This window comes from Paenibacillus wuxiensis (assembly GCF_040195695.1).
Taxonomy (GTDB): domain Bacteria; phylum Bacillota; class Bacilli; order Paenibacillales; family Paenibacillaceae; genus Paenibacillus_B; species Paenibacillus_B suaedae.
In genome coordinates, this window is the sequence record NZ_JBEFZI010000003.1 from 146,852 (window position 1) to 171,711 (window position 24,860).

Genomic DNA, 24,860 nt, shown 5'->3' on the forward strand with positions numbered 1-24,860 from the left:
CCGGACGGGGTTTAATCAAGAGGAAATTACGGTATTAACCCCGTCGGTGTACCGCCGTCCAATTCCTCTTAACCATTATTGATGGTTTCAAAACAGAAAACGCAGTGATTGTGTCCAGCTCCAATAATCGACAAAAAACTGTGCCACTGCCCGGCCAACCAAAATGGCTAAAATCAAATGAACCATTTTGCCTTGTGGGCTCTGCGGATGCCGAATGAACAAATCGATCTTTACATTTTGTAGTGCCCACCACGCGAGTGCAATGCACATCAGTGTAATGATCATTTGAATCGCACCACTCCAGCCTACAGACGAGGTGACCTGTGTCCATGTTTCATTTCCGCCCACTTAGACTCCTCCTTACGATTTCCTATCCAAGGCAACGAGGAGCATCGCTGCGAACTCAGCCCGAGTCGCATCGCGATCCGGCTCGAACGTATTGCCTTCATAACCATGCACGTACCCTTGTCGCTTCATCTCAGCCAGCATAGGGGCTGCCCAATGGACAGCAGGAACATCCGCAAACGGCCCCGTGCTTATCGCTCCAGCCTTCAGATGAAGTGCATTGCCGATCATTACCGCCATCTGCGAACGCTTCACCTTCTGGTTGGGCGCGAAGCGCTGACCACCAACACCCCCCGCAATACCGGCATTGGCAACTCGTGATACCGCAGAATACGCCCAATGCTTCGAAGTGACATCCTTGAATGAAGTTGTCTGCTTTCCCTTCGCATTCAACTTAAACGCATTGGCGAGAATGGACGCAGCCTCTGCACGAGTGATCGGCCGATCCGGGCCAAATTCCGCTTCAGGATAACCGTTAATCCAGCCTGACTTGACTGCTCGGACGATTGAATCCTTAGCCCAATGCCCCCCTATGTCTCGGAACCCAGCCACAAGTGGATCTGCCTGCACAGATAAGGAATAGAACTGTGTGTCGAACTTATCGCTTGTCGTGAGTCGAACGTAGTACGTGCCCGGCTCCAGCTCAGTGCCCAATTCTACAGCGGATTCACCCAACCGGTTGCGTGCTGAGGCAAGCACCTTCTGCTCTCTCGACAGAACGGACATCGTCACCACACGATTCGAAGGCACATTGCCTATCCGAAAGTGCCCATACGCCTGCTCCTTCACTTTCCATTGGAACCAATCCACATCATTATCCTCATGAAAGACACCTTTATATTCCGTTCCTTCACTCATTGTGATCGCTTCGTATACTTTATCATTCGGCTCATTCGGATCCGTGAACTGAGTCAGGTATTCAATATGCAGCTTATACTCTCCCGCCACTGCTTCAGGACGAGCTGTTACTGCATTCTGCACCAATATATAATACTTGCCCGCGGGCAAGTCAGGCAGAACTACCGATTCAGCTTGGCCTTCCTTCTGTTCATCCACCCATCGCGTTTCCATCTGTGAACCGCGAATCTCTATCGCTGGGTCAATACGCACGGTGTCTGTGTCTAGTTTCAACCGAAGTGTCGCCTTGGTCGGCAGTTGAATCGTATACCAATCCAAGTCGGAAGCATGACTGAATGTCCCTACAATATCCTGCGTCCGTGCAGGCAGGGCATATGCTTGAAACTGCTTGTCATTCGGTTCGAACGGATCCTCATAAATGAGAAAGCGTGACGACAGTTTGTAAGATATGGCTGCGCCAGCTTCTTCCGCATAGAATCGAAACACATTCTTCCCTTTTTTAACTGGAACGGTGAGCGGCTTGCTAATAGGGTGACTATACGCGGTACCCGAACGACTATCTGCTAAGAAATGTGTGATTCCGATTTTACTAGTTCCTTGAATTCGCTGCACGTTCAACTCTAGTGTTCCATCGTAGGGTGCATCTACGACGAACCAGTTATTCTTCTTCTTCCCGTTCAATTCTGCTGCTAAGGAAGTGTCAATCGGGAACACCCTTGCCTTATCACGAGTTGTATTCGTCCCAAATGGATCCTTCTCTACCGGATTCAAGAGCGCTTGATCGGCACGCAGCATCCCGTATCCGCTAAGCTGGTCCCAGCCTTGGGCTTCGATATCTTTCGCCGTCTTCCGTAAATGCTGACGAATTTGATATGGCTTCAGTTCAGGATATTGGCTCCACAGCAATGCCGCCACTCCAGCTACTTGGGGAGCCGCCATCGAGGTGCCTTCCTCAGCAGCATAGCCACCACCTAATGCTGTGGTAAATACATGCCACGGTGCAACGAGATCCACTTCTGGCCCCGTATTCGAACGCGGCTCTACCCGCTGCTGTCTTGTGTTTCCACCGATGGCGAGCACCGTAGGATAAGCAGCTGGATATTTGACCGCGATTTTCTCTCCAAAGCGTTTGCCATCATTTCCAGTAGCTGCAATGAGTAGAACGCCTTTCTGCTCGGCGTAATTCACAATCTCTTCCATGTACTTTGAATATCGGTACAGTCCAACCGACATGACAACGATTTTGGCACCGTGATCGACAGCGTATAGAATGCCCGCACCTAATTTATCCTCATCGCCATAGCCTCTAGCATCAAGTGCCTTAATAGGCATAATCTTGGCTGACCATAGAATTCCGGTTGTCCCTTTGTTATTATTGCCTACTGCTGCGATGACGCCGGCAACGCTGGTACCATGACCGTTATCATCTTGTGGGATACCTGTATCTAGCAGGTTAACCCCCTTCACGATATTCGGCTTCAAATCGGGATGGTTAAAGTCAACCCCCGTATCAACCAGCGCAATTGTAGTAGACAAATTGCTCCTTGTCTTCGTCCATGCCGCTTCAATTCCGATTTGCTGCAAATAGTGCTGCTGCCCGTATAAAGTATCATTCGGCTTTATCACCGATTGCAGCGTGCGAACCGTATGATTCGGCTGGATGTATTCGATATCGTCCGAGCGCTTGGCATCGCGAAGCCAATCTTCCGACTTCTCTTCCTCCTTAGGTCGAACAACCATAATTCCTACTGATTCCTGTTCTGATTCTACTATACTTCGACGCAATAATACGTCATCCTGTGCCCCTTGTTTCCATTTAACAATCCATGAGGTTGCTTCCTCCTCATGGTTCTCATTCCTGACAAGACTCGCAGATGGCGATAGCTGCTCATTCGTCCAGCTTCGCTGCGTCGCCTCCTCCAACCTTACCTCGTATATCGGCGAGATCGCTTGGCGCATGCCTGACGCTTCTATCAGCAGCATGCTTGATAGTACAATGATGGTGCCAGTCACGACGACGCGAGGCAATCGTTTCATAATGAATCCCTTCCTATTCTTGTTCCGAAGGCCTGTGCTAGAGGGTGTTAAAACATGATTCCACGAGAAGATGACCAAATTCGTCACCGAATCCAATTCTTCCGACCTCTACCTTGCTCTTTATTCACGTCAATGAATGGTAAAGACAAGCAACCGACGTTTCTCCCATCCATTCAATCACAATATACCTTTACACGTTAAACGTTATAAAGTTTCGCCATGGAGACATGCTTTCCTGTTCGTATCGATCAATTTGAGTCCTGAGTCCTACATTTACAAAAAAAGAATCGAGGTCTCTCGTGAGAGACCTCGATTCTCCGCTAGCACATACTAGCCTATACGTCATTCCATGCTCCAACTAACCTGTGTTCCGATTACATGCGGATCAGCAAATCTACTCCAATAGAGAACACATGTTGAATGACCTTCACGACGAAGCCAGGGAACACACCGAGCAGCAGTACAATCAATACGCATAAGGCGATGACTGCTCGTTGAGTAATCGATATACGAACTTCATCCTCATTGCCAGCACGCATATACATCTGGCGTATGAAGCCGAAGTAGAAGTAGAAGGAGATTACGCCTGTTACCATCATGAGCACAGAGAGCCATACCGCATGGTTGGCAGCTGCTCCAAAAATGATGTACAGCTTACCCATGAATCCGGCTGTAACTGGGATTCCTGCAAGTGACAGCACAAGTACGGTCATCGCTACAGCTAGCCACGGAGAACGATAATACAGGCCAGCATATCCCTTCATTTCATCATGGCCTGCAGCGCGCTCCATAACCGTATGGACGGCAAACGCACCGATCGTCGTAAATAAATAGGCTAACAAGTAGAATAGGAACTCCGAGAAGTTCGATGAATGCCACGATCCATCCAACATATCGAGCCCAATCGGCACAAGCAGGTAACCTGCATTCGCAATACCAGACAAAGCTAGGAGCCGCTTGACATTCGACTGCTTGAGCGCCATTGTTGTCCCGATCACCATAGACACCGCTGCTAGCACGAGAAGAATCGTTGCGAAGTCGTGATAGATGAGCATATCCCTATTGACACCCAGACCAAAATACAGACTATAGAATATGCGGAACAAAATTGCCAAGCTCGCACCTTTGGATACAACTGCCAAGAAGGCAGCGACAGGTGTTGGCGCACCCGCATATACATCAGGTGACCAGGCATGGAATGGTGCTGCTGCAACCTTAAAACCGAAGCCCACCAGCATGAGTAAAAAGCTGACATAGATGAGCGGTTCGAAGGAATGAACTTGATCCGCCAAGCCTCTTGCAATCGCACCAAGCTGCGTACTTCCTGTCATGCCGTATACAAAGGACATCCCGTATAAAATAAATGCAGACGCTACACTTCCCAGTACCGCGTATTTGAATGCACCTTCTGATGACTTCCGGTCATTCTTCTTCAACCCAACGAGAATGTAGGAAGTAATGCTCAACAATTCTAGACCAACATAGAGCGTAATTAGATCTCCTGATGAAGCCATGATCATCGCGCCAAGTGCAGCTGGAAGCAGCAAGTAATAATATTCGCCGCGATGCGGAATCTCCTTATCCCTTATATTACCGATACTCATTAGCAGTATGAGTGCCGTACCGGTAAGAAATACAATTTTGAGCAGCAGGGCAAAATCATCAACGCGATAGCTTTGATTGAGCAGCTGCATAGACCGAGCCGCTTCCTCGTTAAGTAATGTTCGTTGATACAACTTCCATACCACGAAGCCAAGCGAAATTAGAACGCCCAGCAGGGACAGCCCCCCGATAATATCCCGGTTCACACGACGGGGCAGCGCCAAATCAATGAGCGAGATCACAATCGCTGCAATAACAAGCGTCAGCTCAGGTGCCAGCAGTGCGAGATCGCCCAATTGCAGCAGTTTAACTGTAGTCGCTTCCATGGGCCTACCCCCTCACCTTGAATAATTCAATGACATGCTCGACGCCATTATCAATCGGAGCCGTAACGAATGATGGGAACAATCCGATTAAAATAATGCATGCCGTCAGCACCATGATCGGCACAGCTTCGACAAGTCTGGCATCCTTCAAGCTTGCATAGCGATCGTCTCTTGGCCCATAAGAGATTGCCAGTACCCCACGAAGCACATAGACACTGCTTAATATAATCCCAAGTGCAGCAAGAATGGCTGCCCATTTCATCGTTCCGAACAGACCAAGCAGGGACAGAAGCTCTGCTACGAATCCCGACAAGCCTGGCAAGCCTAACGATGCCAAGCCTGACAGCAATAAGATGCCACACAAGAATGGCATGCCCTTCGCTAATCCACCCAGTTCGCCAATTTTTGTTGTTCCTGTACGCTCCAATAATGCGCCTACCAGCAGGAAGAACAACGCAGAGATAAATCCATGCGAGACCATCTGCACAACAGCACCTTGAAGCCCAATGTCATTCATCGCTGCGATACCAAGCAGAACGAAGCCCATATGACTAATACTAGAATAAGCTAAGATAAGTCTAAATTCTGTCTGCACAAAGGCGAGTATGGCCCCATACAGCACATTAATAACACCCAGTACTGCTAGTAGTACTGCCCAAGATGCGGTCTCCTTTGGAAGCAATGCTGTTCCGAACTGAATAAGACCGTAAGCACCCATCTTCAGCAATATTCCTGAGTGCAGCATCACCACAGGTGCCGGAGCTTCAGCATGCACGCGCAGCATCCATGTGTGGAATGGGAAGATCGGGAGCTTCACACCAAAGGCTACAATGAGCAAGAAAAAGACAAACGTCCGCATGCTGTCAGACAAATATACGCCGCTCTGCTCTTGATATATAAAAGAAGTCGCATCATTAATGTTCTTCATAATGACATCAAGATTGCCCGTATATACGTAATGGCCATTCGCCGCCATGTCCGGGTTAGGTGCAAAGCCTGCTGTCACCGTAAGTACAATGAAGGCAACTAAGAGAAGCGCAGAACCGAGCCCATTGTACAGCAGAAATTGATTCGCAGCCTTCTCGCGATGCATATAGCCCCAGATACCAATAAGGAAGTAAGTCGGTACCAGCGTCCATTCGAAGAACATGAAAAATAAGAACAAATCACGTGCCATAAAGACACCCAGCATTCCAACTTCAAGCAGCAGGAAAAGAATAAAATACGACTTCCAGCGTTTCTTCACATACAAGGAAGCAAACGCCGCCATCGAAGCTACGATCGTGGTCATTACCACGAGCGGCAACGATAAGGAATCTATCGACAAATGATATTGAATCGTAAATGCCCATGAGCTTAGCCCTTCAATCAATTCTGAATTGAGCGGAATCGATATCCATGACCATTGCTCTGCTATGGTTTTGCCTTGCTCGAGTGCATCGTAATTGCCATAAATGATAAGCGCCAGTAGAAGAGGCACGAATGTCGTTACAATGCCTGTCACCTGAATCGCACGTGTACGCCCCTGCGGAATGCACAGAAGCACAATGACTCCAAGAAGCGGAGAGAAGGTCAGCAGCGTTAGCAGCGGCATCGAAGAAAGTATATTCAGCATCTACCAGAACCTCCTTCCAAGTGCCAGCACGAGCAGAATCAATCCGACAAAGCCAAACAGGGATACCAGGCCATAAGTTTGCAGTTGACCGTTCTGCACACGCAGCGATGTTCGGCCAACACTGACTGTAAACCATGCTACCAAGCGTACCAGACCATCTATTACCCATTTATCGATTGCCTTCAGCAGTTGCCCAATACCCGATAGGCTACGAACAAATACGATTTGATATAGTTCATCAATATAATATTTGTTGGCAAGCAGACGATAGACAGGTGCTGCCGTATGTTCGAGCGTATCTTGACGCTTGCGACCTGGTCCGTACATGACATATCCAAGTCCAATACCCAATACACCGATAAGCGCCGATACAATCATCACCATGATATTTGCGTGCTCACCTACTTCTTCGCCTGTGAGCCAGGTGCCGAAGCTGCCCCCGAACGGAGTGTTGACGAATCCTGCAACCACAGACAGTACACTGAGCACGATCAATGGCACTGTCATAGACAATGGCGATTCATGCGCCCTGGAAGCCTCGCTGTCTGCTGATGGATCCCCTGTAAATACGAGGAAGAACAAACGCGCCATATAAAAAGCGGTAAAGAATGCAGCAACTGCACCAATAATAAATAAGAGCCAATTATTCTGATCCCAAGCCGCTGTCAAGATCGCATCCTTAGACCAGAAGCCGGACAGAGGAGGAATACCAGACAGTGCCAGTGCGCCAATACCGAATGTCCAAGCTGTAACCTTCATATTGCGGCCAACGCCGCCCATCTTGAATATATCTTGTGTATGTACAGCATGAATGACGCTTCCCGCTCCGAGGAACAGAAGCGCCTTAAAGAAGGCGTGCGTAAACAGGTGGAACACCCCTGCGGTCACAGCCCCAAGACCAAGCGCCATCATCATGTAGCCGAGCTGACTAACCGTTGAGTATGCAAGGATGCGCTTCAAATCGCGCTGTGCGATTGCAATCGTCGCTGCAAAGATCGCAGTAAATCCTCCAACACTCGCGACAATCGTCATTGCCGTAGGCGACATGTGGAAAATATCAAACGTACGTGCAACGAGATATACCCCTGCCGCAACCATCGTAGCCGCATGGATGAGTGCTGAGATCGGTGTCGGCCCTTCCATGGCATCTGGGAGCCAGGTATGCAGCGGGAATTGACCCGACTTGCCAACCGCTCCTACGAATATGAGAGATGCAATCCATGTCGTCAGTCCGGCAGATATACCGCTCTGTGCCAGTGTATCTGCATTGCTGAACACATTGCTGATCGATCCGAAGTCAAGCGCATGACCCGGCATGTACCAGAACAGAAGCAGCAGTGCTATAAATAAACCAACGTCTCCGATCCGTGTGACGATGAAGGCCTTCTTAGCCGCAGCACGTGCTGCAGGACGCTCATACCAGAATCCAACGAGGAGGAATGAGCATACCCCTACAAGCTCCCAAAAGATATAGAGCTGGAGTAAGTTTGGAGACAGCACAAGTCCAAGCATCGAGCTGGTAAAGAGCGCAATATAGGCGTAGAACACCGTTTGCCGCTCATCACCATGCATGTAGCCTTTGGAATATACATTTACTAGTAAGCTGACCAGCGTGACAATGACGAGCATTAGCGCGTTCAAGTTCGTCACATCGAATCCGAACTCCAGGCGGATGTCACCGAAGCGAATCCAATCAAAGCTCCGTGTATAGTCCTCCATCGTTCCGGACACCCGCTCCCACAAGAGGAGCGCAGACAGAATGAACGCAGCAAGAGAGCTGATGACACCGAGCAGAACGGCTGCGCCTTTCATCTGGCGGCCAAATGCCGTCAGTATGAGGAACGCGAGCAGCGGAATGACCGGGATAGCCCATGCGAATTGCGAAAAGACGGATTCCATTGTCGTATCCTCCCTACCGATTATCTCTTCAAGTCGTCAAATTCGTCCACGTTGGCCGTTCCGCGATTCCGGTACAACGCGATAAGGATGGCGACACCAATTGCCGCTTCTGCAGCTGCAATCGCAATTGTAAAAAGAGAGAAAATTTGCCCCTTCAGGCTCGGTACGACCCCGTATTTCGAAAAGGCAATCAAGTTCAAGTTCGCCGCATTGAGCATCAACTCAATGGACAACAGCACAATAACTGCATTGCGCTTTGTTAATACACCATATAAACCAATACAGAACAATATAGCAGCAAGTGTTAAAAAGGAAGCAAGCATCGTACTCATCCTTCATCCGCCTCCTTCTTAGCCAGCACAATTGCTCCGATAAAGGCCACCGTCAACAGAACAGACAGCAGCTCGAACGGAATGACATGCTCTGTGAACAGTTGCTTCCCGATATTCAGCGTATTATCCTGAACCAATGCAGCGTCTTGATGTACAGGAAACTCAGAGCTGCGAATAGAGAAGAATAGCACTCCAAACAGGGCAATACAGCCTATCGCGGCTAACGCTTCCTTCCACGGCTTGACGAATGCCTCATCCTGCTTATCGTGCTTGGTCATCATAATTCCGAAAATCATGAGTATCGATATCGCGCCTGTATAAACAAGTACCTGTACAAAAGCAACAAATTCAGCATCCAACAGCACGTACATCCCTGCCAACCCTAGGAAGGAGAAGGCAACAGAGACGACCATATGTACAACCTTCGTAAAGTTAAGCATCAATACCGCGCCGGAAATAATGCAGATGGCCAACACGAAGAAGACTATCGTCTCCCCTGTCCAATCCAAAGAGAAGTTAAACACTTTTCTTCGCGCCCCCCTTCGGCATGGCGGAGTTGTTCTCTTGACGAACATTGACATTATTGTCGTTCAGCCAGTTCAAATTTTTGAACAAGTCATCGCGACTGTATGTCGCCAGTTCAAAATTGTTGGTCATGACAATTGCTTCAGTCGGACATACTTCCGTACAAAGATCGCACAAAATGCAAATCTCAAAGTTTATATCGTACGTGTCGATCACTTTGCCCTTCTTCTCTGGATCTGGATTCGGTTTGCCTGTCAACGTAATGCATTCCGTTGGACAGATGCGGGCACATTGATTGCATACGATGCACTTATCCGGATCGAAATGCTGTATGCCGCGAAAACGGTCGGGCATTTCAAGCGGAACATCTGGGTATTTGTAGGTGACCTTCTTCGACGTCATCGCCTTGAATGTAACGCCTAGACCCTTCAACAGTCCTTTCACGGATCTCACCCCTAGCCTATTTGTTGAAAATTTCGATGTAAAACGCCGTCAAGAAGACGTTAAGCAGGGCAAGCGGCAGCAACACCTTCCACCCAAAGCCCATCAATTGGTCTACGCGTATACGTGGCATCGTTGCACGCAGCCAGAATAGGAAGAAGACGCAGAATGAAAATTTCAGGATGAACCACAGCAGCCCCGGAATGAAATCGAGGAACGGGAGCGGTGGATGCCAACCGCCTAGGAACAAGACCGTCGTCAGTGCCGAGAGTGCGAATACATACACGTATTCCGCCAACATGAAGAAGGCGAATCGGAAGCCGCTATATTCAACATGATAACCCGCAACAAGCTCTGATTCTGCTTCTGGCAAATCAAATGGGGTACGATTCAACTCAGATACCCCCGCGATAATGAAGACAATGAATCCGATGATTTGCGGGATAAAGTTCCATTCCCAAAAATAGTTGCCTTGCCCTTCTACAATGGTACGCAAGCTGAGCGATCCGTTCAACATGATTATACCCGCGACTGAGATAACGAGCGGAATTTCATAGCTAATCATTTGCGCCGCTGAGCGCATTCCGCCAAGCAGAGAGTATTTGTTGTTGGACGCCCACCCTCCTAAAATAATACCAATGGTAGAGATGCTGGACAATGCGGCATAATATAACAATCCTACATTTAGATCAGCAAAGCCTAGATTAGCGGCATAAGGAATCGTCGCAATGACCGCAAATGCCGGTACATACGTGATGACTGGAGCCAAGATGAATAGTGCTTTATCAGCCTTGCGAGGTATTGTGTCTTCCTTGAGTAGTAGTTTCAATATATCAGCAACCGTCTGCAGCAGTCCAAGCGGACCTACCCGTGTAGGACCATGACGCAGCTGCATCCAGCCGATGACCTTGCGTTCGAAGTAAATCGCATAGGTTACGAAGCCAAGGACGACGAAAAGAAGAACAACTCCCCATGCAATAAAAATTAGACCATTCTGCCACGTGAGCGTCTGATTCAACAAGTCCCCCACTATGCATCCACCTCCCCGACGACGATATCGATCCCGCCCAGTATGGTAATCATATTCGTCATCGTTTCGCCTACGAGCAGCTTCGGCAGTATTTGCAAATTAACGAAGGACGGCCGACGGAACTTCAACCGGAACGGCTCCGCCTTGCCCTTGGATACGACATAGCAGCCAATCTCTCCGCGTGGCGATTCAATACGAGCGTATACTTCACCAGCAGGCGGACGTATGACGCGCGGCACTTTGCCCATTGTCTCTCCCTCGCTCGGGAACTGCTCCACAGCCTGCTCCAAAATGCGTAAGCTTTGCCGTATCTCTTCAACACGAATCAAATACCGTTCATAGCAGTCCCCACGGGTTCCAAGTGGAACATCGAATTCGAATCGATCGTACAGGCTGTAAGGCTCCTGCTTCCTCAAATCCCAATTCACTCCCGTGCAGCGCAGATTGGCACCGCTAAGTCCATATGCGATTGCCGTTTCCGCATCATAAGTACCGATTCCTTTAATGCGGGACAGGAAAATTTCATTGCCGCTTACGAGCTTGTTGTATTCATCCAGCCTTTTGCGCATGTATGGAACAAACTCGCGGACTTTGTCGATCCAGCCTGGAGGCGCGTCCCACTTGACGCCGCCGACCCGCATGTAGTTGTATGTCAGCCGTGCCCCGCATAGTTCGTTGAACAAATCGATAATGATCTCCCGGTCGCGGAACGCAAATAAGAACGGGCTCATCGCCCCAATATCAAGCAAATACGTCCCCCACCATACCAAATGGCTTGCTACACGTTGCAATTCCATAACGATAAGTCGGAGAAACTCTGCTCTCTCCGGAACTTCCAGCTGCATCAGCTTCTCAACGGCATGCACGAGTACATAGTTGTTCGTCATGGCGGACACATAATCCATACGATCGGTATAAGGAATAATTTGCGTATAGTTCAAGTTTTCCGCAAGCTTCTCCGTTCCGCGGTGCAAATATCCCATTACCGGGGTCGCTTCCTTGATCACCTCGCCATCAATCTTGACGACGATGCGGAATACACCGTGCGTACTCGGGTGCTGCGGTCCAACATTAAGCAATAGTTCTTCTGTACGAATCACAGGGTTACACCTCCGAATCTAACGGCACGTAGTCTTTGCGAAGCGGATGTCCAACCCAGTCATCCGGCATCATGATGCGACGCAAGTCGGGATGTCCCGGAAACGAAATGCCCAACAAGTCGTAAACTTCGCGCTCATTCCAGTTCGCAGTAGGCCATATAGGCGTTACCGATACGATGGAAGGCACCTCGCGATCTGTCTTTACACGAACAGCAACCTCTGCTTTCGTGCTTAAATTGATAAGATGATAGATTACTTCTAAATGAGTTTCCTGGTCAATGCCGGATAAATTACGCAAATAGTCACACGACCAATCTTTATGTTCACGAAGCAGCTGAGCTGCTACCAGCCAATGTTCATTTTTCACCGTTACCGTTGGCAAATGATCATTGACTTCATTGATAGCCGCCTCTTCAACCGCATCCTCTGCGACTTCGGCCTTAAGCAAGGCTATGAGCTGATCAAGAACTGGCTGTTTGGGTGAGGGCTCTTTCGGCTTTGGCGGTTCTTCATCTGCCTTAACCCGAGGCGCTCGTGCGGGCCGTTCTGGCTTCTCCGCAGCATCCCCTGTACCGTCTTCCTTCGCACGCGCTCTTGGTGGACGAGCTGCTGCATCGGCTGTAGTCGATGTTTCACTACCGCCTTCTGCTGCCTTCGCCCGCGCCGTGCGCGCCTCAGCAGCCGCTTGAATTCGCGCAGCCTTCTCCTCTTCCGTCAAAGGGGCACGCTTCGGCTTCTCCGTTTCCGCTGTTACGGAAACCTCCTTCGTCGCATCCGCATGCTCTTGGGATTCAGCAGATGCAGGAGCCACTGGATCATCTTGTAGTGCTGCCGCTTTCTTCTGCTCTTCTACTGTCCCTTCGACCGTCTCTAGCTTCTGCGCTGGCACTTCAGGGACGGTCTCCACATCTGATGCCGCCTGAACTGGCACTTGCGGTTCATCCGCTTTCACTTCGGACTTTTCTCCTGCTGCGGTCTTGATTCCTTCACTTGCTGTTGCTTCATCTAAATCCGGTTTTGAACCTAGATTCGATTCTGGTTTCGATTCTGGAATCGAATTAGATTCCGTATTTGATTCTTGCTTCGATCGTTGCTCAGAGGATTGTTCTTCAGTTGTCTTGTCCTTCTCTTGTTCCTCGCTCATCGATTCGTCACCCGCTTTCCGGTTTTCGCCTCATAGCGGATTTTCTCTTGCAGCTTGTTGATGCCGTAGATAAGGGCCGCAGGATTCGGCGGGCAGCCTGGAATATAAACATCAACAGGCACTATCTGATCCACGCCTTTGACGACTGAATACGACTTCACGTACGGCCCTCCAGCCGTCGCGCATGATCCCATTGCGATGACCCATTTCGGCTCAGGCATTTGATCATACAGACGCTTCAAGAGCGGCCCCATCTTCTTCGTGACTGTACCAGATACGATCATAACATCCGATTGTCTTGGAGACGTTCGAAAGATAACGCCGAAGCGATCCAAGTCGTAGTGCGACGCTCCCGTCCCCATCATCTCGATTGCGCAGCAGGCAAGACCGAACGTAAGCGGCCATAATGAATTACTGCGAGCCCATGCCTTCAACTGTTCAAGCGTGCCAAAGAACACATTGCGTTCCAACTCCTGCCGTTCTTCCGGCGTAATTGATTCTAAAGTGAGTCCCATTGAAGCACCTTCTTTTTCCAGGCGTAAATTAATCCAACCAACAGCAATCCGACGAAAATCAACATTTCGACAAGTGCAAACAATCCAAGCTGATTGTATGCAACCGCCCATGGATACAAGAAAACGGTTTCGACATCAAAAATGACAAACATGAGCGCAAACAAATAGTACCGTACGTTGAATCGGACTTGTCCGACACCAACAGGTTCGTTACCGCTTTCATAAGTTGTTTGCTTCATATCTGTCGGCTTCTTTGGTCTAAGCCATCTCCCTACCGTCAGTGCGACAACCGGCAATAAAATACCGAGTGCAATAAAAATGGCCACAATGACGTAATTGTTGATGTACTGTTCCAAAAGTCATCCCCTCCGCCGCAGCAACTGCCATTTTGCAAAAAAATAGAGAATTTTGTAATAAACCCGCCACAATTATAACAAAACCTACCAACTCCGTCTATGCAATTAATACCACCTTTTGGACAGTTTTATGAAAAGTTGTTCGGTTTTGGTTATATACATATTCACATAAGGAGAACGATAGAAGATCAGCTGGTGAATGTTTTATGAACATCTGGGAGCTCGAGCAGCTCTGGAGTCTCAGGAGAGTAACCAATCAGCAGATATGCTTCTTTCCCCTCACTGAATGCGACCACTGGCTGAGCTATGGAATTATATCGTGTAAAAACCAAAAATGCACTCCTTATAGACATTCATCAGATATGACACAGAGGTGTCTACCCAATGACTACTATAAAGAGTGCACTTCAGATTAGATAGATCCAGGAAGCGGCTCAGCTTACTTCAACTATCGCGTGCATGCCGCTGTCGCCGTTCCATTATCTATCGTTTGGTTTATTTCAATGTAATGCCAAATTCCGAGCCTGGTACACCAGCAAAGACGATTGTGCCATTCTTAGGCAGCGTCACTTCGTTATTGCCGCTGACAACTGTAAAGTTAACTGGTAGGCCTTGCTCGTTATAGACCACGAATCCACCCTTCGCCGGTAGCGCAACAGTCATCGTCTTGCCTGCAGCTGCATCTGGAACTGTATACCATCTTGCGTGCCCGTTCGCTTGCAGCGTGACAGCGGAGCTTGTTCCTTTATAGAGAGGGCTAACGTTGGCACCGCTGATATACAATTTGCCGGCCTCCTCCATATATTCGACTCCGTCTTGAGAGAAGAATCTGGATTCCGCCAGATCCCGACCGCCCAGCATGCCCGGAATATTAAGCTGGCTTGCGGCCGTGTTTGAACCTGTAATTTTTTTGTCCCCTAGATAACCTGGCAGTTCATCAGTAAGGACTATTTGTATCGTCGGTTTCATCAAGAAATACAGAATGGAGGTATATTTCTCGTTTACTTGATAGAACGTAATGCCTTTTCGCTTCTCCCAAGTCTCAGCAGTCTCCTTAGAGAGCTTGTTCTCTTCCAATTTTTCTGCTGCATAGTGCGACAGTACAAACTGTCCCAGACCTGGCATTGTCATATATTCTCTCACCCAGATGTATGTGCGGCCATTCTTCTCGGTTACAAAACTGACCTTGGAAGTTCCATTCTCATTGATGAAGCTTCCATCCGATGTGTACACATACTTTTCTTTCGAATGATCAATGAGAGTCATTAACGGCAAAGTCAGTTCACCGTCCTTCTTGATCTCAACCTTCACTTGCTGATTTCTAGTACCATAATAACCAGCCTGATTCGCCACCTCAGCAGGCATTCCCGCCTTTACCGGCTTGCCGAAGGATTTCTCCGGTTTTATCGTTTTAATTGCCCCCTTCTCCTTCAGCGCTTGCAGCAGCAAGTCGTTCGCCAGCATCTCATTAGTCATGCTAGAACCGCCAGAAGTCAACACTGCTGCTGCCATCTTCAGTTCTGGAAGCACGACGAGGGAAGCATGATACAGCATCGTATCGCCGCCTTTAGCTAATCCCTTCAATCCATATTCATTGAATGGGAACAGCTTCACGCTGTCCCAGCCGAGACCGTAGTTGAAACTATTATCCGTATCTTCCGGCCACAGGCCCCTCTTGTATTCCTCATTCGCCATCGCCTGTACCGCCTTGTCAGAGAGAACACCCTTCATCTCACCCGTAAACAGTTGAGAGAATCTCACCAAATCTTCCGCCGTAGAATAAATCCCCCCTGTCCCAATCGCATTGACGGTTTCATTTGGAAGCTGTCCTTGGTAGAAAGGGAAATAGAGCCCCGCCAACTTATCTTGTTCCAATACGTCCTGCGATGTCTTCGTATGGCTCAACTTCAATGGTTCCGTAAAATAGTTGTGTATAAATGCTGTAAAGCTCATGCCGCTAACTCTCTCTACCAGAATCTCAGCTAGTGTGAAGCCGTCGTTACAGTAAACAGAAAACGCACCTGGATTTGCTTTTAGGCTTTGCGTTGATAATTGTTTAAGCAACGTATCATGCGGATAGGTATCATTGTCCTTGAACAGGAAGGCGTTGCCGTAACTGGAGCCTCCTTGCAAGCCAGAGGAATGGTTCAGCAACATGCGCGGTGTGATCTGCTTATACCGTTCATCCTCCATTGTGAAATCGGGAATATAGTTGATCAAGGGCGCATCGAGGTCAATCTTCCCCTCGTCCACTAGCTTCATGACGGCTGCGGCCGTGAACACTTTGCTCGTTGAGCCGATGCCATACATCGTATCCTTGGTCAACGGCTTCTTCCCTTCTCTATCGTTGATGCCAGCCTGGCCGGACACCGTAATCTTGCCGTTGTCAATCAGTGCATATTGTACACTGACTGTCCCCATTTTAGTGAGAAGAGCAGCTTTCTCCGCCGCGATCTGTTCTAGTCTCTGAGTGACTGCTGCGACATTACTATTGCCTGTTGGGGACGCCATTACTGCTGACGGAACAATCATCGACAGCGCAAGGGTTAGTTCAAGTATCCTAGGGAATCTTTTTCTCATTACAAATTCCTCCTTATTGCGAATCTGTAGTTAGTACGATTTTCCTTTTTGATTCGTTCATTACAAAATTAAAAACAGAGAAACAATAAAGCCCCTTTCTGATCCTCAGATCAAAAAAGGGGCCAATGAATGCCCGTATTCCACGGGCCAGCTTCGACGTATTCCAGTACAAGTTACATTCAACTTATATCCAACTTATATTCAACTCATATAGCTCATTTTCAATTCAGCTCAGCCTTAACCTAGATTCACTCTATTGAGCAGTGACCATCCATTTAGCTGGGCGTGGAAATGAGGGCAAAAAAAAAGAGAGCTGCGATCCGGCCACAGCTCACGGAGGATGAGGAAACTACCTACAATTAACCAACCTACTGAAAATCAAAAGAACCAAGAAGAAGGAAATTTCACTTGATGTGACAGTTCAAGAAGCAGCCTTCCCGAACGTACACTTGATGAGGTTAATTGATAACCTTCATTTGAGAATGATTATCAATATTAACTGTCTTTATTATAATCAGACCCCGTACATGCGTCAAGCAATAAAATGATATTTTCCAAAATTTATTTTCCGATGAATGACGGGTTATGTGAAAAATGGTTTTGAACTCTGCTACATATTCGGTTTACAATATCCATACATCGGATCATACAACAAGGGGTTGAACGATAATATGACACAACCGATGATTTGGATCGTCGGCGCCGGCTGCGGCATCGGACTTGGCATTGCCAAGTCATTTGGACAACGTGGTTACCTTCCTGTTCTCATTACGCGAGAATCGGATACGCTAGAGCAAATGAAAGACATCCTGCATGATATGAATATTGAAGCGGCAGGGGCTGTCGCACTTACTAGCGACGAAGCTGCTCTTCGTCAAACACTGTCAGCACTTGAAACAGAGTACGGCACGCCTGAGGCCGTCGTATACAACGCCTCTGCCCATGCACCTGGACTTCCCTCTGAAGTACAGCCTTCTGATATGATCGAAGACTTCAAGGTTAACGTAGTAGGAGCGTTGACGACTGCCCAATGTATTCTTCCGGGCATGAAAACGCGCGGTACAGGTTCATACCTGCTGACGGGTGGTGGACAAGCACTGCAGCCGACACCATCACTGGCATCTCTCGGTGTCGGGAAATCTGGTCTGCGCAGCCTTGCCCTCAGCCTACATGATGAGTTCAAGCAATATGGTCTCTATGCTGGCACATTGACCGTCTGCGGCTTCGTCCAGCCAAATACCTCCTTTGACCCACAGTTGGTTGGAGAAGCCTTCTACAGCATGCATACGAAGCGCTCTGAGGCTGAGGTTATGTTAAAGCCATAATCAAGCTCATATAAATGATGAAAAAATATTCCTTATGAAAAAAGAGCTGTTCCAAAACCTGAGGGTCCTGGAACAGCTCTTCTTCGATTTATATCATGATTACCATTCTTTTTGCGAGACTTTAATCCGCGTCACGGCACGTTGGAGCGACAATTCCGCACGACGGAAGTCCAGGGAATCCTGCTTGCTCCGTGCAGCCATCGCCAAACGTTGCTCCGCCCGGGCTTTCGCTGCCTTGGCACGTTCCACATCGATGTCTTCCGGCATTTCCGCGCTTTCTGCAAGCACAACGACTTTGTCCTTACGTACTTCAACAAATCCGCCATGAACCGCAATCCAATGCTCCTTGCCGCCTTCTTTGATCTTCATTGGACCAATGCGAAGCGGCGTAACCATCGGAATATGGTTCGCCAAAATACCGAGATCTCCTTCGACGCCCTTGACGCTAATCATGTCCACCTGCTGTTCGAACACTTTGTGCTCCGGTGTAACGATTTCCAACAAAAAGGTGCTCAACTGCGGTTTCCTCCTTCCGTTCTGTCCATGCCTTAGCAATAGACAGCCCGTTTCACGTCAAGCCGCTTACAGCGTCTTTGCTTTTTCCACAGCTTCTTCGATTGTACCAACGTACAAGAAGGCTGCTTCTGGAAGGTCATCATGCTTGCCGTCCAGGATTTCCTTGAAGCTGCGTACTGTTTCTTTAACTGGTACGTATTTACCAGCAAGACCCGTAAATTGTTCCGCAACGTGGAACGGTTGAGACAAGAAGCGTTGAATTTTGCGCGCGCGCGCAACCGTCAACTTATCTTCTTCGGACAACTCGTCCATACCAAGGATTGCGATAATATCTTGAAGCTCTTTATAGCGCTGCAAGAGGCGCTTAACACCTTGTGCGACATGATAGTGCTCTTCACCTACAATGTCTGGTGCCAAGATCCGGGATGAGGATGCAAGCGGATCAACCGCAGGGAAGATACCCATCTCGGAAATTTTACGCTCCAAGTTCGTCGTTGCATCCAAGTGAGCAAACGTCGTAGCTGGAGCTGGGTCTGTGTAGTCATCCGCAGGAACGTAGATCGCCTGGATAGATGTTACAGAACCTTTTTTCGTTGAAGTAATACGTTCTTGCAACTGACCCATTTCCGTAGCCAATGTCGGTTGGTAACCTACCGCGGAAGGCATGCGGCCGAGCAAGGCGGATACTTCGGAACCCGCTTGTGTAAAGCGGAAGATGTTATCGATGAACAAGAGAACGTCCTTGCCTTCTTCATCACGGAAATGTTCAGCCATTGTCAGACCCGTCAAGGCAACGCGCAAGCGTGCTCCTGGCGGCTCATTCATCTGACCGAATACCATCGCCGTTTTGCTGATAACGCCGGAATCCTTCATTTCATGGTACAAGTCGTTACCTTCGCGCGTACGCTCGCCGACACCCGCAAATACGGAAATACCGCCGTGCTCCTGCGCGATGTTGTTGATCAGCTCTTGGATCGTTACCGTTTTACCTACGCCGGCACCGCCGAACAGACCGATCTTACCGCCCTTCACATAAGGAGCCAGCAAGTCGATAACTTTGATCCCTGTTTCGAGAATTTCCGCTTGCGTGGAAAGCTCATCAAACTTAGGAGCTTCTTTATGAATCGGGCTAACTGTTTCTTTTACAACGTCGCCCGCATTATCAATTGCTTCACCAAGCACGTTGAATACACGACCCAACGTCACTTCGCCTACCGGTACTGTAATTGGAGCGCCAAGATCTGACGCTTCCATGCCGCGAATCAAGCCGTCTGTAGAAGACATCGCAACGCAGCGAACTACGTTGTCACCCAAGTGAACCGATGCTTCCAACGTCAAGTTGATGTCAGGCGCGCCGGCAGTTGTCGACTTCTGCTCAATCTTGATCGCGTTCAAAATTTCAGGCAGTTGTCCACGTTCGAACTCAATGTCGACAACCGGACCCATTACGCTAATCACGCGTCCTTTACTCATCTCGTTCCCTCCTACTTTCAAACATGCATTTCCGATTAAGCCTGAGCGTTTGCCCCTGCTACAATTTCCGAAATTTCCTGCGTAATCGCCGCTTGGCGTGCACGGTTGTACACGAGCGTCAGCGAGTTGATCATCTTCGTTGCGTTCTTCGTCGCACTGCCCATCGCGGTCATCTGCGCGCCGAACTCACTTGCCTTCGCATCGAGGAGCGCACTGTAAATGAGTGTCTCCGCATACTTCGGCAGCAACTGCCCGAGCACTTCTTCAGCAGAAGGCTCATATTCATACGATGTTACTGGACCGTTAAACGCTTCATCATCAAGCGGCAAGAGTTTTTTCTCTACCGGCACCTGTGTGATTGCGTTCACGAATTCGTTATAGAACAGAATCAGTTCATCATACTTGTGCTCTTCGAAATATTTCACGGCGTTGTATGCGATAGACTTAATATCTGCAAATGTAGGCGTGTCCGGCAACTCCGTAACAGCCTCCACGATATTAAATCCTCTTCTGCGGAAGTAATCACGACCCTTGCGTCCGATGACGAATAATACGATATCATCCTTCGTCAGCTTGTTTTCCTGCATCGTCACCATGACCTTACGAAGCACGTTGGCATTGTAGCCGCCCTTCAAGCCACCGTCGGATGTGATAACGAGATATCCCGTCTTCTTCACAGGACGCTTCTCTAGCATCGGGTGGGAAATCCCTTGCGTACCAGCCGCAATGCTGGAGACGACCTCCTTCAGCTTATCCGCATAAGGACGAGCTGCCTCAGCCTTCGATTGTGCACGGCGCAGCTTCGCCGCACCAACCATCTCCATCGCCTTCGTGATCTGCTTCGTGCTCTGCACGCTCTTGATCTGGCGCTTAATCTCGAGAATTCCTTTAGCCACTTCCATCTCACCTGCCTTTAGCGCTTTGCGCAGGGCAAAGCGGACTTCTTCGAATGCGCACTGGGAGCCCTGAGGCTTCCCAGCTGCAGTCAACTTCTATCTATTACACGGACACGGCGAAGCTCTTTTTGAATTTCGTTACCGCTTCAACCAGTGCGTCTTCGTTTTCTTTTACCAAGTCTTTCGTATCGCTGATCGATTGGTAGATGCTATCTTGGTTACTTGCCAAGTAAGCATGGAATTCATTCTCGAAGCGTTGAATATCTGCAACTGGAATTTCATCCAGGTGCCCTCTCGTCGCTATATACAAGCTGACAACTTGCTTCTCTACTGGAAGCGGCTGGTTGACACCTTGCTTCAGAATTTCCATCAAGCGCTCACCACGGTTCAAGCGGGCAAGCGTTGACTTATCCAAATCGGATCCGAATTGGGAGAAGGCTTGCAATTCACGATATTGTGCCAAGTCGAGACGAAGTGTACCTGCTACCTTCTTCATCGCCTTGATCTGTGCGGAACCACCAACACGGGATACAGAAATACCTACGTTAATCGCTGGACGTTGACCGGAATAGAACAGGTCAGCTTCCAAGAAAATTTGTCCGTCGGTAATCGAGATTACGTTCGTCGGAATGTAAGCCGATACGTCAGATGCTTGTGTTTCGATAAATGGCAATGCAGTCAAAGAACCGCCGCCATTCTCGTCGCTCAGCTTCGCAGCGCGCTCCAGCAAGCGGGAGTGCAAGTAGAATACGTCACCAGGATATGCCTCACGGCCTGGAGGACGGCGAAGGAGCAAGGACAATTCGCGGTAAGCCGCAGCTTGCTTCGACAAGTCATCATAGATTACGAGCACGTGCTCGCCTTTGTACATGAAGTACTCGCCCATGGAGACGCCTGCATATGGAGCCAAGAACAGAAGCGGTGCTGGCTCGGATGCCGATGCTGTAACCACGATTGTGTACTCCAATGCGCCATGACGACGAAGTGTTTCTACAACTTGTGCAACTGTAGATTGCTTTTGGCCGATTGCGACGTAAATACATTTCACGCCGTTGCCTTTTTGGTTAATGATCGTATCGATTGCGATCGTTGTCTTACCTGTTTGACGGTCACCGATGATCAGCTCACGCTGACCGCGGCCGATTGGAACCATGGAGTCAATCGCTTTAATACCCGTTTGCATCGGCTCATGTACCGATTTACGGTCGATAACGCCTGGTGCATTGGATTCGACTGGACGGAATTCCGTCGTAGCGATTGGGCCTTTGCCGTCTACTGGCTGGCCGAGCGGATTGACAACGCGTCCAAGCAGCGCTTCACCGACTGGAACTTCCATGATGCGGCCTGTACGCTTTACTTGGTCACCTTCGCGAATGTCTTTGTAAGGTCCAAGAATTACGATACCAACGTTATTCTCCTCCAAGTTGAGGGCCATACCCATAACGCCGTTAGAGAATTCGAGCAACTCGCCGGACATACATTGCTCTAGTCCGTGTACACGGGCAATACCGTCACCAACATTAATGACCGTACCGACTTCCGCCACTTCGATCTCCGATTTATATTGTTCGATTTGACTTTTAATCAGTGTACTGATTTCATCAGGTCTGATGCTCAACTCGCTTCACCCCATTCTTCCGTGCTAAATAGTAAATGAGAGTTCAAAAACGGACTTCTTGAACAGTCTCGATAAGAACTACTGCGCTTGCGATTTCAATGATCTATTTAGGCGTTCCAACTTGCCGGACAAGCTGCCGTCATACAGGTGATCCCGAATGCGGACTTGCAAGCCTCCGATTACGGATGCGTCAACAACGTTATGAACGCGAATCGTCTTGCCTAGTTTCTGACCGAATTCAGCAGCGACAGCTTCCTTCTCCGATTCATCAAGCGGATAAGCGGATGTCACTGTTGCATCCAGAACGCCGAGTGCTTCGCCAGCAATGCGAACATAGCTGTCCGCAATCTCGCGCAGTGCGTCAATGCGCCCACGTTCGATAAGCAGCTGAACCATGTTCAACACGATATCAGATACGTGACCGTCCAGTACTTTGCTAAGTACTGCTGACTTCTCGGCATGACCAATATTCGGCGACGTCAGAATAAGGTACAATTCATGATTGGCTTTCACCAATTCCGCAGTATCTTTCAACTGCTGTTCCGTTTCTGAGACCAGTTGACGCTCCTGAGCAAGTTCGAACAACGCTTTGGCATAACGCTTGGCGATTACGATGTTCTGGCTCATTGTTTGCCTCCTACCTCTTTCAGGTATTGGCCGACCAATTGCTCTTGATCTTTCTCGTCAACTTGCTTCTCCAAGATCTTCGATGCGATTGCAACGGACATGTTGCCCACTTCTTCGCGAAGAGCGGCAACTGCCTTGTTCTTCTCGCTCTCGATATCGCGAGCTGCTTCTTCCTTCAGACGAACAGCCTCGCTCTTCGCGCCGCCGATAATCTCGTCTGCTTGACGAACGCTCGTTTGTTTCGCTTGTTCGATGATGTCATACGCATCTTTGCGCGCTGTAGCAAGAGCTTCCTTCTGTTCTTCTACGTATACTTGTGCCTGTGAACGGCTATTCGCCGCTTCATCCAATTGCTGTTGCACGAGCTCGCGGCGTTTCTCCATCACGTCGAACAATGGTCCGAACGCGTACTTTTGAAGTAAGAAATATAGGATTAAGAAAGCAAGGATCGCCCACACGAAATTTTCCCAAACAAAACTCACTACAGTCACTCCTTTCCGTTAACATGACGTGCTAACAAAACGAAGGCGCGGATGGCATCGGCCTTCCCCGCCAAACCGTTTGTCTATTCATTAAGAAGAGAACATTGCCAAGAACGCGATAACTGTAGCTGCGAGCGGAATAACCTCGACGATACCAACACCGATAAACATTGTCGTTTGCAACATGTTACGAGCTTCTGGTTGACGAGCAATCGACTCAACTGTGCGGCTAACGATCATACCGTTACCAAGACCTGCGCCCAAAGCGCCCAAACCTACTGCAATTGCTGCTGCTAACAAATTCATTAGAAAAGTCCTCCTCAAAATTCATGTATTATTGAATTGCTTTGTTTATATGTCTCACCCGAAGTTGCCCATAACTCAGTATGGGACTCGGCAGAGTTTGTTAATGTTCTTCATGTACAGATGCCTGCGCGATGTATACCATTGTCAACATCGTGAAGATGAAGGCTTGGAGCGCGCCGATAAATATACTGAAGCCTTGCCATGCCGCGAGGAATGGTAGACCGAATACCCCTGCTCCAATGAGCGTGGATATCAGTACCTCACCCGCGAAGATGTTCGCGTACAACCGGATACCAAGCGCAATTGGCTTCGCCAAGTTCTCCACGATGTTCAATGGAAGGAAGATTGGGAATGGCTCGATATAGTGCTTCAAGTAGTGCTTCCGATTGTTCTTGAGGCCTAGGTAGTTCACGAGAATGAAAACCAAGAACGCCAGACCGAATGTTACGGATACGTCAGCCGTTGGCGACTTATACCACAACAAGTGGACGTGTTCAGGTTTCCCCTTAGCTGCAAGCTCATCGAATGCCGCCTGACTAGTTGCTACAATCTCGTGACCGAAGATAGACACCGGATGGTGCGCTTCGGTAATCACTGCGAACGGCAATCCTAGTACGTTAGATACGAAAATAAACAAGATAAGCGTCATCCCTAATGAGATGAATGCCTTCCCCTTCTTCAGCGGCATCGCACTACCGATAATGCCGTGCACGAATTCGACAACCCACTCCAAGAAGTTCTGCATCTTGGAAGGCTTTTCAACCGAAAGATTGCGAACAGCGAGCCGGGCAATAATAAAGGTAATGATTCCGCTAAGAAGTAGCGTGAAGATGATGGACAAATCCAGGTGCAGTCCCATAACCTCGATAATCGGTGCTGAGTGCATAAATGTGTTCACCCCTTTCCAATAGA

At 48.8% G+C, this 24,860-nt stretch carries 23 protein-coding genes; 1 reads left to right on the top strand and 22 read right to left on the bottom strand.

Annotation, left to right across the window (positions count from 1 at the left end; genetic code table 11):
* Positions 1–87: 87 nt before the first annotated feature.
* The 14 genes from ABN764_RS06970 to ABN764_RS07035 form a co-directional block, all read right to left on the bottom strand.
* The gene (locus ABN764_RS06970) at positions 88–348 is read right to left on the bottom strand and encodes a DUF1146 family protein (protein ID WP_021257159.1); all 261 of its coding nucleotides are present in this window, start codon (positions 346–348) and stop codon (positions 88–90) included.
* A 12-nt stretch (positions 349–360) separates the two neighbouring features.
* Positions 361–3,240, bottom strand: a complete 2,880-nt coding sequence (locus tag ABN764_RS06975; RefSeq protein ID WP_446671419.1) for a S8 family serine peptidase — start codon at positions 3,238–3,240, stop codon at positions 361–363.
* Positions 3,241–3,614: 374 nt separating this feature from the next.
* Positions 3,615–5,168: an NADH-quinone oxidoreductase subunit N gene (locus ABN764_RS06980; RefSeq protein WP_174809447.1), complete on the bottom strand. Its 1,554-nt coding sequence runs from the start codon at positions 5,166–5,168 to the stop codon at positions 3,615–3,617.
* A gap of 4 nt (positions 5,169–5,172) precedes the next feature.
* Positions 5,173–6,783: a complex I subunit 4 family protein gene (locus ABN764_RS06985; RefSeq protein ID WP_021257162.1), complete on the bottom strand. Its 1,611-nt coding sequence runs from the start codon at positions 6,781–6,783 to the stop codon at positions 5,173–5,175.
* The gene (gene nuoL, locus ABN764_RS06990; protein WP_446671420.1) at positions 6,784–8,682 is read right to left on the bottom strand and encodes an NADH-quinone oxidoreductase subunit L; all 1,899 of its coding nucleotides are present in this window, start codon (positions 8,680–8,682) and stop codon (positions 6,784–6,786) included.
* Positions 8,683–8,702: 20 nt separating this feature from the next.
* The gene (gene nuoK, locus ABN764_RS06995; protein ID WP_021257164.1) at positions 8,703–9,014 is read right to left on the bottom strand and encodes an NADH-quinone oxidoreductase subunit NuoK; all 312 of its coding nucleotides are present in this window, start codon (positions 9,012–9,014) and stop codon (positions 8,703–8,705) included.
* The gene (locus ABN764_RS07000) at positions 9,011–9,538 is read right to left on the bottom strand and encodes an NADH-quinone oxidoreductase subunit J (RefSeq protein ID WP_021258896.1); all 528 of its coding nucleotides are present in this window, start codon (positions 9,536–9,538) and stop codon (positions 9,011–9,013) included. Before ABN764_RS07000 ends, nuoK begins: the two co-directional genes overlap by 4 nt.
* Positions 9,531–9,983, bottom strand: coding sequence for an NADH-quinone oxidoreductase subunit NuoI (gene nuoI / locus ABN764_RS07005; protein ID WP_021258897.1), 453 nt, complete (start codon positions 9,981–9,983; stop codon positions 9,531–9,533). Before nuoI ends, ABN764_RS07000 begins: the two co-directional genes overlap by 8 nt.
* Positions 9,984–9,999: 16 nt before the next feature.
* Positions 10,000–11,010, bottom strand: a complete 1,011-nt coding sequence (gene nuoH, locus ABN764_RS07010) for an NADH-quinone oxidoreductase subunit NuoH (protein WP_021257167.1) — start codon at positions 11,008–11,010, stop codon at positions 10,000–10,002.
* The gene (locus ABN764_RS07015) at positions 11,010–12,110 is read right to left on the bottom strand and encodes an NADH-quinone oxidoreductase subunit D (RefSeq protein WP_446671421.1); all 1,101 of its coding nucleotides are present in this window, start codon (positions 12,108–12,110) and stop codon (positions 11,010–11,012) included. The genes nuoH and ABN764_RS07015 overlap by 1 nt, the downstream gene beginning before the upstream one ends.
* A gap of 4 nt (positions 12,111–12,114) precedes the next feature.
* Positions 12,115–13,254 (bottom strand): NADH-quinone oxidoreductase subunit C, encoded by a 1,140-nt coding sequence (locus ABN764_RS07020; protein WP_446671422.1) that lies wholly within the window; start codon positions 13,252–13,254, stop codon positions 12,115–12,117.
* Positions 13,251–13,769 (bottom strand): NuoB/complex I 20 kDa subunit family protein, encoded by a 519-nt coding sequence (locus ABN764_RS07025; RefSeq protein WP_021257170.1) that lies wholly within the window; start codon positions 13,767–13,769, stop codon positions 13,251–13,253. The genes ABN764_RS07020 and ABN764_RS07025 overlap by 4 nt, the downstream gene beginning before the upstream one ends.
* Positions 13,754–14,125: an NADH-quinone oxidoreductase subunit A gene (locus ABN764_RS07030; RefSeq protein WP_005544817.1), complete on the bottom strand. Its 372-nt coding sequence runs from the start codon at positions 14,123–14,125 to the stop codon at positions 13,754–13,756. The genes ABN764_RS07025 and ABN764_RS07030 overlap by 16 nt, the downstream gene beginning before the upstream one ends.
* A gap of 495 nt (positions 14,126–14,620) precedes the next feature.
* Positions 14,621–16,705 (bottom strand): serine hydrolase domain-containing protein, encoded by a 2,085-nt coding sequence (locus ABN764_RS07035; RefSeq protein WP_446671423.1) that lies wholly within the window; start codon positions 16,703–16,705, stop codon positions 14,621–14,623.
* Positions 16,706–17,376: 671 nt separating this feature from the next.
* On the opposite strand from ABN764_RS07035, the gene ABN764_RS07040 reads away from it, so the two are divergent.
* The gene (locus ABN764_RS07040; protein ID WP_446671424.1) at positions 17,377–18,030 is read left to right on the top strand and encodes an SDR family NAD(P)-dependent oxidoreductase; all 654 of its coding nucleotides are present in this window, start codon (positions 17,377–17,379) and stop codon (positions 18,028–18,030) included.
* A gap of 99 nt (positions 18,031–18,129) precedes the next feature.
* On the opposite strand, the gene ABN764_RS07045 is transcribed toward ABN764_RS07040, so the two are convergent.
* From ABN764_RS07045 to atpB, 8 genes are all read right to left on the bottom strand, one after another.
* Positions 18,130–18,546, bottom strand: a complete 417-nt coding sequence (locus tag ABN764_RS07045) for a F0F1 ATP synthase subunit epsilon (RefSeq protein ID WP_005544821.1) — start codon at positions 18,544–18,546, stop codon at positions 18,130–18,132.
* A gap of 66 nt (positions 18,547–18,612) precedes the next feature.
* A complete protein-coding gene (atpD, locus tag ABN764_RS07050) occupies positions 18,613–20,019 on the bottom strand; it encodes a F0F1 ATP synthase subunit beta (protein ID WP_021257173.1) in 1,407 nt (468 codons plus the stop codon).
* Positions 20,020–20,054: 35 nt separating this feature from the next.
* A complete protein-coding gene (gene atpG / locus ABN764_RS07055; RefSeq protein ID WP_028533393.1) occupies positions 20,055–20,915 on the bottom strand; it encodes an ATP synthase F1 subunit gamma in 861 nt (286 codons plus the stop codon).
* A 103-nt stretch (positions 20,916–21,018) separates the two neighbouring features.
* Positions 21,019–22,533, bottom strand: a complete 1,515-nt coding sequence (atpA, locus tag ABN764_RS07060; RefSeq protein WP_021257175.1) for a F0F1 ATP synthase subunit alpha — start codon at positions 22,531–22,533, stop codon at positions 21,019–21,021.
* A gap of 78 nt (positions 22,534–22,611) precedes the next feature.
* The gene (locus ABN764_RS07065; RefSeq protein WP_028533392.1) at positions 22,612–23,160 is read right to left on the bottom strand and encodes a F0F1 ATP synthase subunit delta; all 549 of its coding nucleotides are present in this window, start codon (positions 23,158–23,160) and stop codon (positions 22,612–22,614) included.
* Complete coding sequence (gene atpF, locus ABN764_RS07070; protein ID WP_005544831.1) at positions 23,157–23,642, bottom strand: F0F1 ATP synthase subunit B; 486 nt, start codon at positions 23,640–23,642, stop codon at positions 23,157–23,159. The genes ABN764_RS07065 and atpF overlap by 4 nt, the downstream gene beginning before the upstream one ends.
* 90 nt (positions 23,643–23,732) lie before the next feature.
* Positions 23,733–23,948: a F0F1 ATP synthase subunit C gene (gene atpE, locus ABN764_RS07075; protein ID WP_174811504.1), complete on the bottom strand. Its 216-nt coding sequence runs from the start codon at positions 23,946–23,948 to the stop codon at positions 23,733–23,735.
* A 100-nt stretch (positions 23,949–24,048) separates the two neighbouring features.
* Positions 24,049–24,834 carry a F0F1 ATP synthase subunit A gene (gene atpB, locus ABN764_RS07080; RefSeq protein WP_021257178.1) on the bottom strand — a complete coding sequence of 262 codons (786 nt, stop codon included), beginning with the start codon at positions 24,832–24,834 and terminating at the stop codon, positions 24,049–24,051.
* Between the last annotated feature and the right edge of the window lie 26 nt (positions 24,835–24,860).

Coding starts and splice junctions, on each gene's coding strand:
- ABN764_RS06985 (WP_021257162.1), bottom strand. CDS start 6,783: ATGCTGAATATACTTTCTTCGATGCCGCTGCTAACGCTGCTGACCTTC.
- nuoL (WP_446671420.1), bottom strand. CDS start 8,682: ATGGAATCCGTCTTTTCGCAATTCGCATGGGCTATCCCGGTCATTCCG.
- ABN764_RS06975 (WP_446671419.1), bottom strand. CDS start 3,240: ATGAAACGATTGCCTCGCGTCGTCGTGACTGGCACCATCATTGTACTA.
- ABN764_RS07065 (WP_028533392.1), bottom strand. CDS start 23,160: ATGAGCCAGAACATCGTAATCGCCAAGCGTTATGCCAAAGCGTTGTTC.
- atpD (WP_021257173.1), bottom strand. CDS start 20,019: ATGAGTAAAGGACGCGTGATTAGCGTAATGGGTCCGGTTGTCGACATT.
- atpE (WP_174811504.1), bottom strand. CDS start 23,948: ATGAATTTGTTAGCAGCAGCAATTGCAGTAGGTTTGGGCGCTTTGGGC.
- ABN764_RS07035 (WP_446671423.1), bottom strand. CDS start 16,705: ATGAGAAAAAGATTCCCTAGGATACTTGAACTAACCCTTGCGCTGTCG.
- ABN764_RS07040 (WP_446671424.1), top strand. CDS start 17,377: ATGACACAACCGATGATTTGGATCGTCGGCGCCGGCTGCGGCATCGGA.
- ABN764_RS06980 (WP_174809447.1), bottom strand. CDS start 5,168: ATGGAAGCGACTACAGTTAAACTGCTGCAATTGGGCGATCTCGCACTG.
- ABN764_RS07020 (WP_446671422.1), bottom strand. CDS start 13,254: ATGAGCGAGGAACAAGAGAAGGACAAGACAACTGAAGAACAATCCTCT.
- nuoK (WP_021257164.1), bottom strand. CDS start 9,014: ATGAGTACGATGCTTGCTTCCTTTTTAACACTTGCTGCTATATTGTTC.
- ABN764_RS07025 (WP_021257170.1), bottom strand. CDS start 13,769: ATGGGACTCACTTTAGAATCAATTACGCCGGAAGAACGGCAGGAGTTG.
- atpB (WP_021257178.1), bottom strand. CDS start 24,834: ATGCACTCAGCACCGATTATCGAGGTTATGGGACTGCACCTGGATTTG.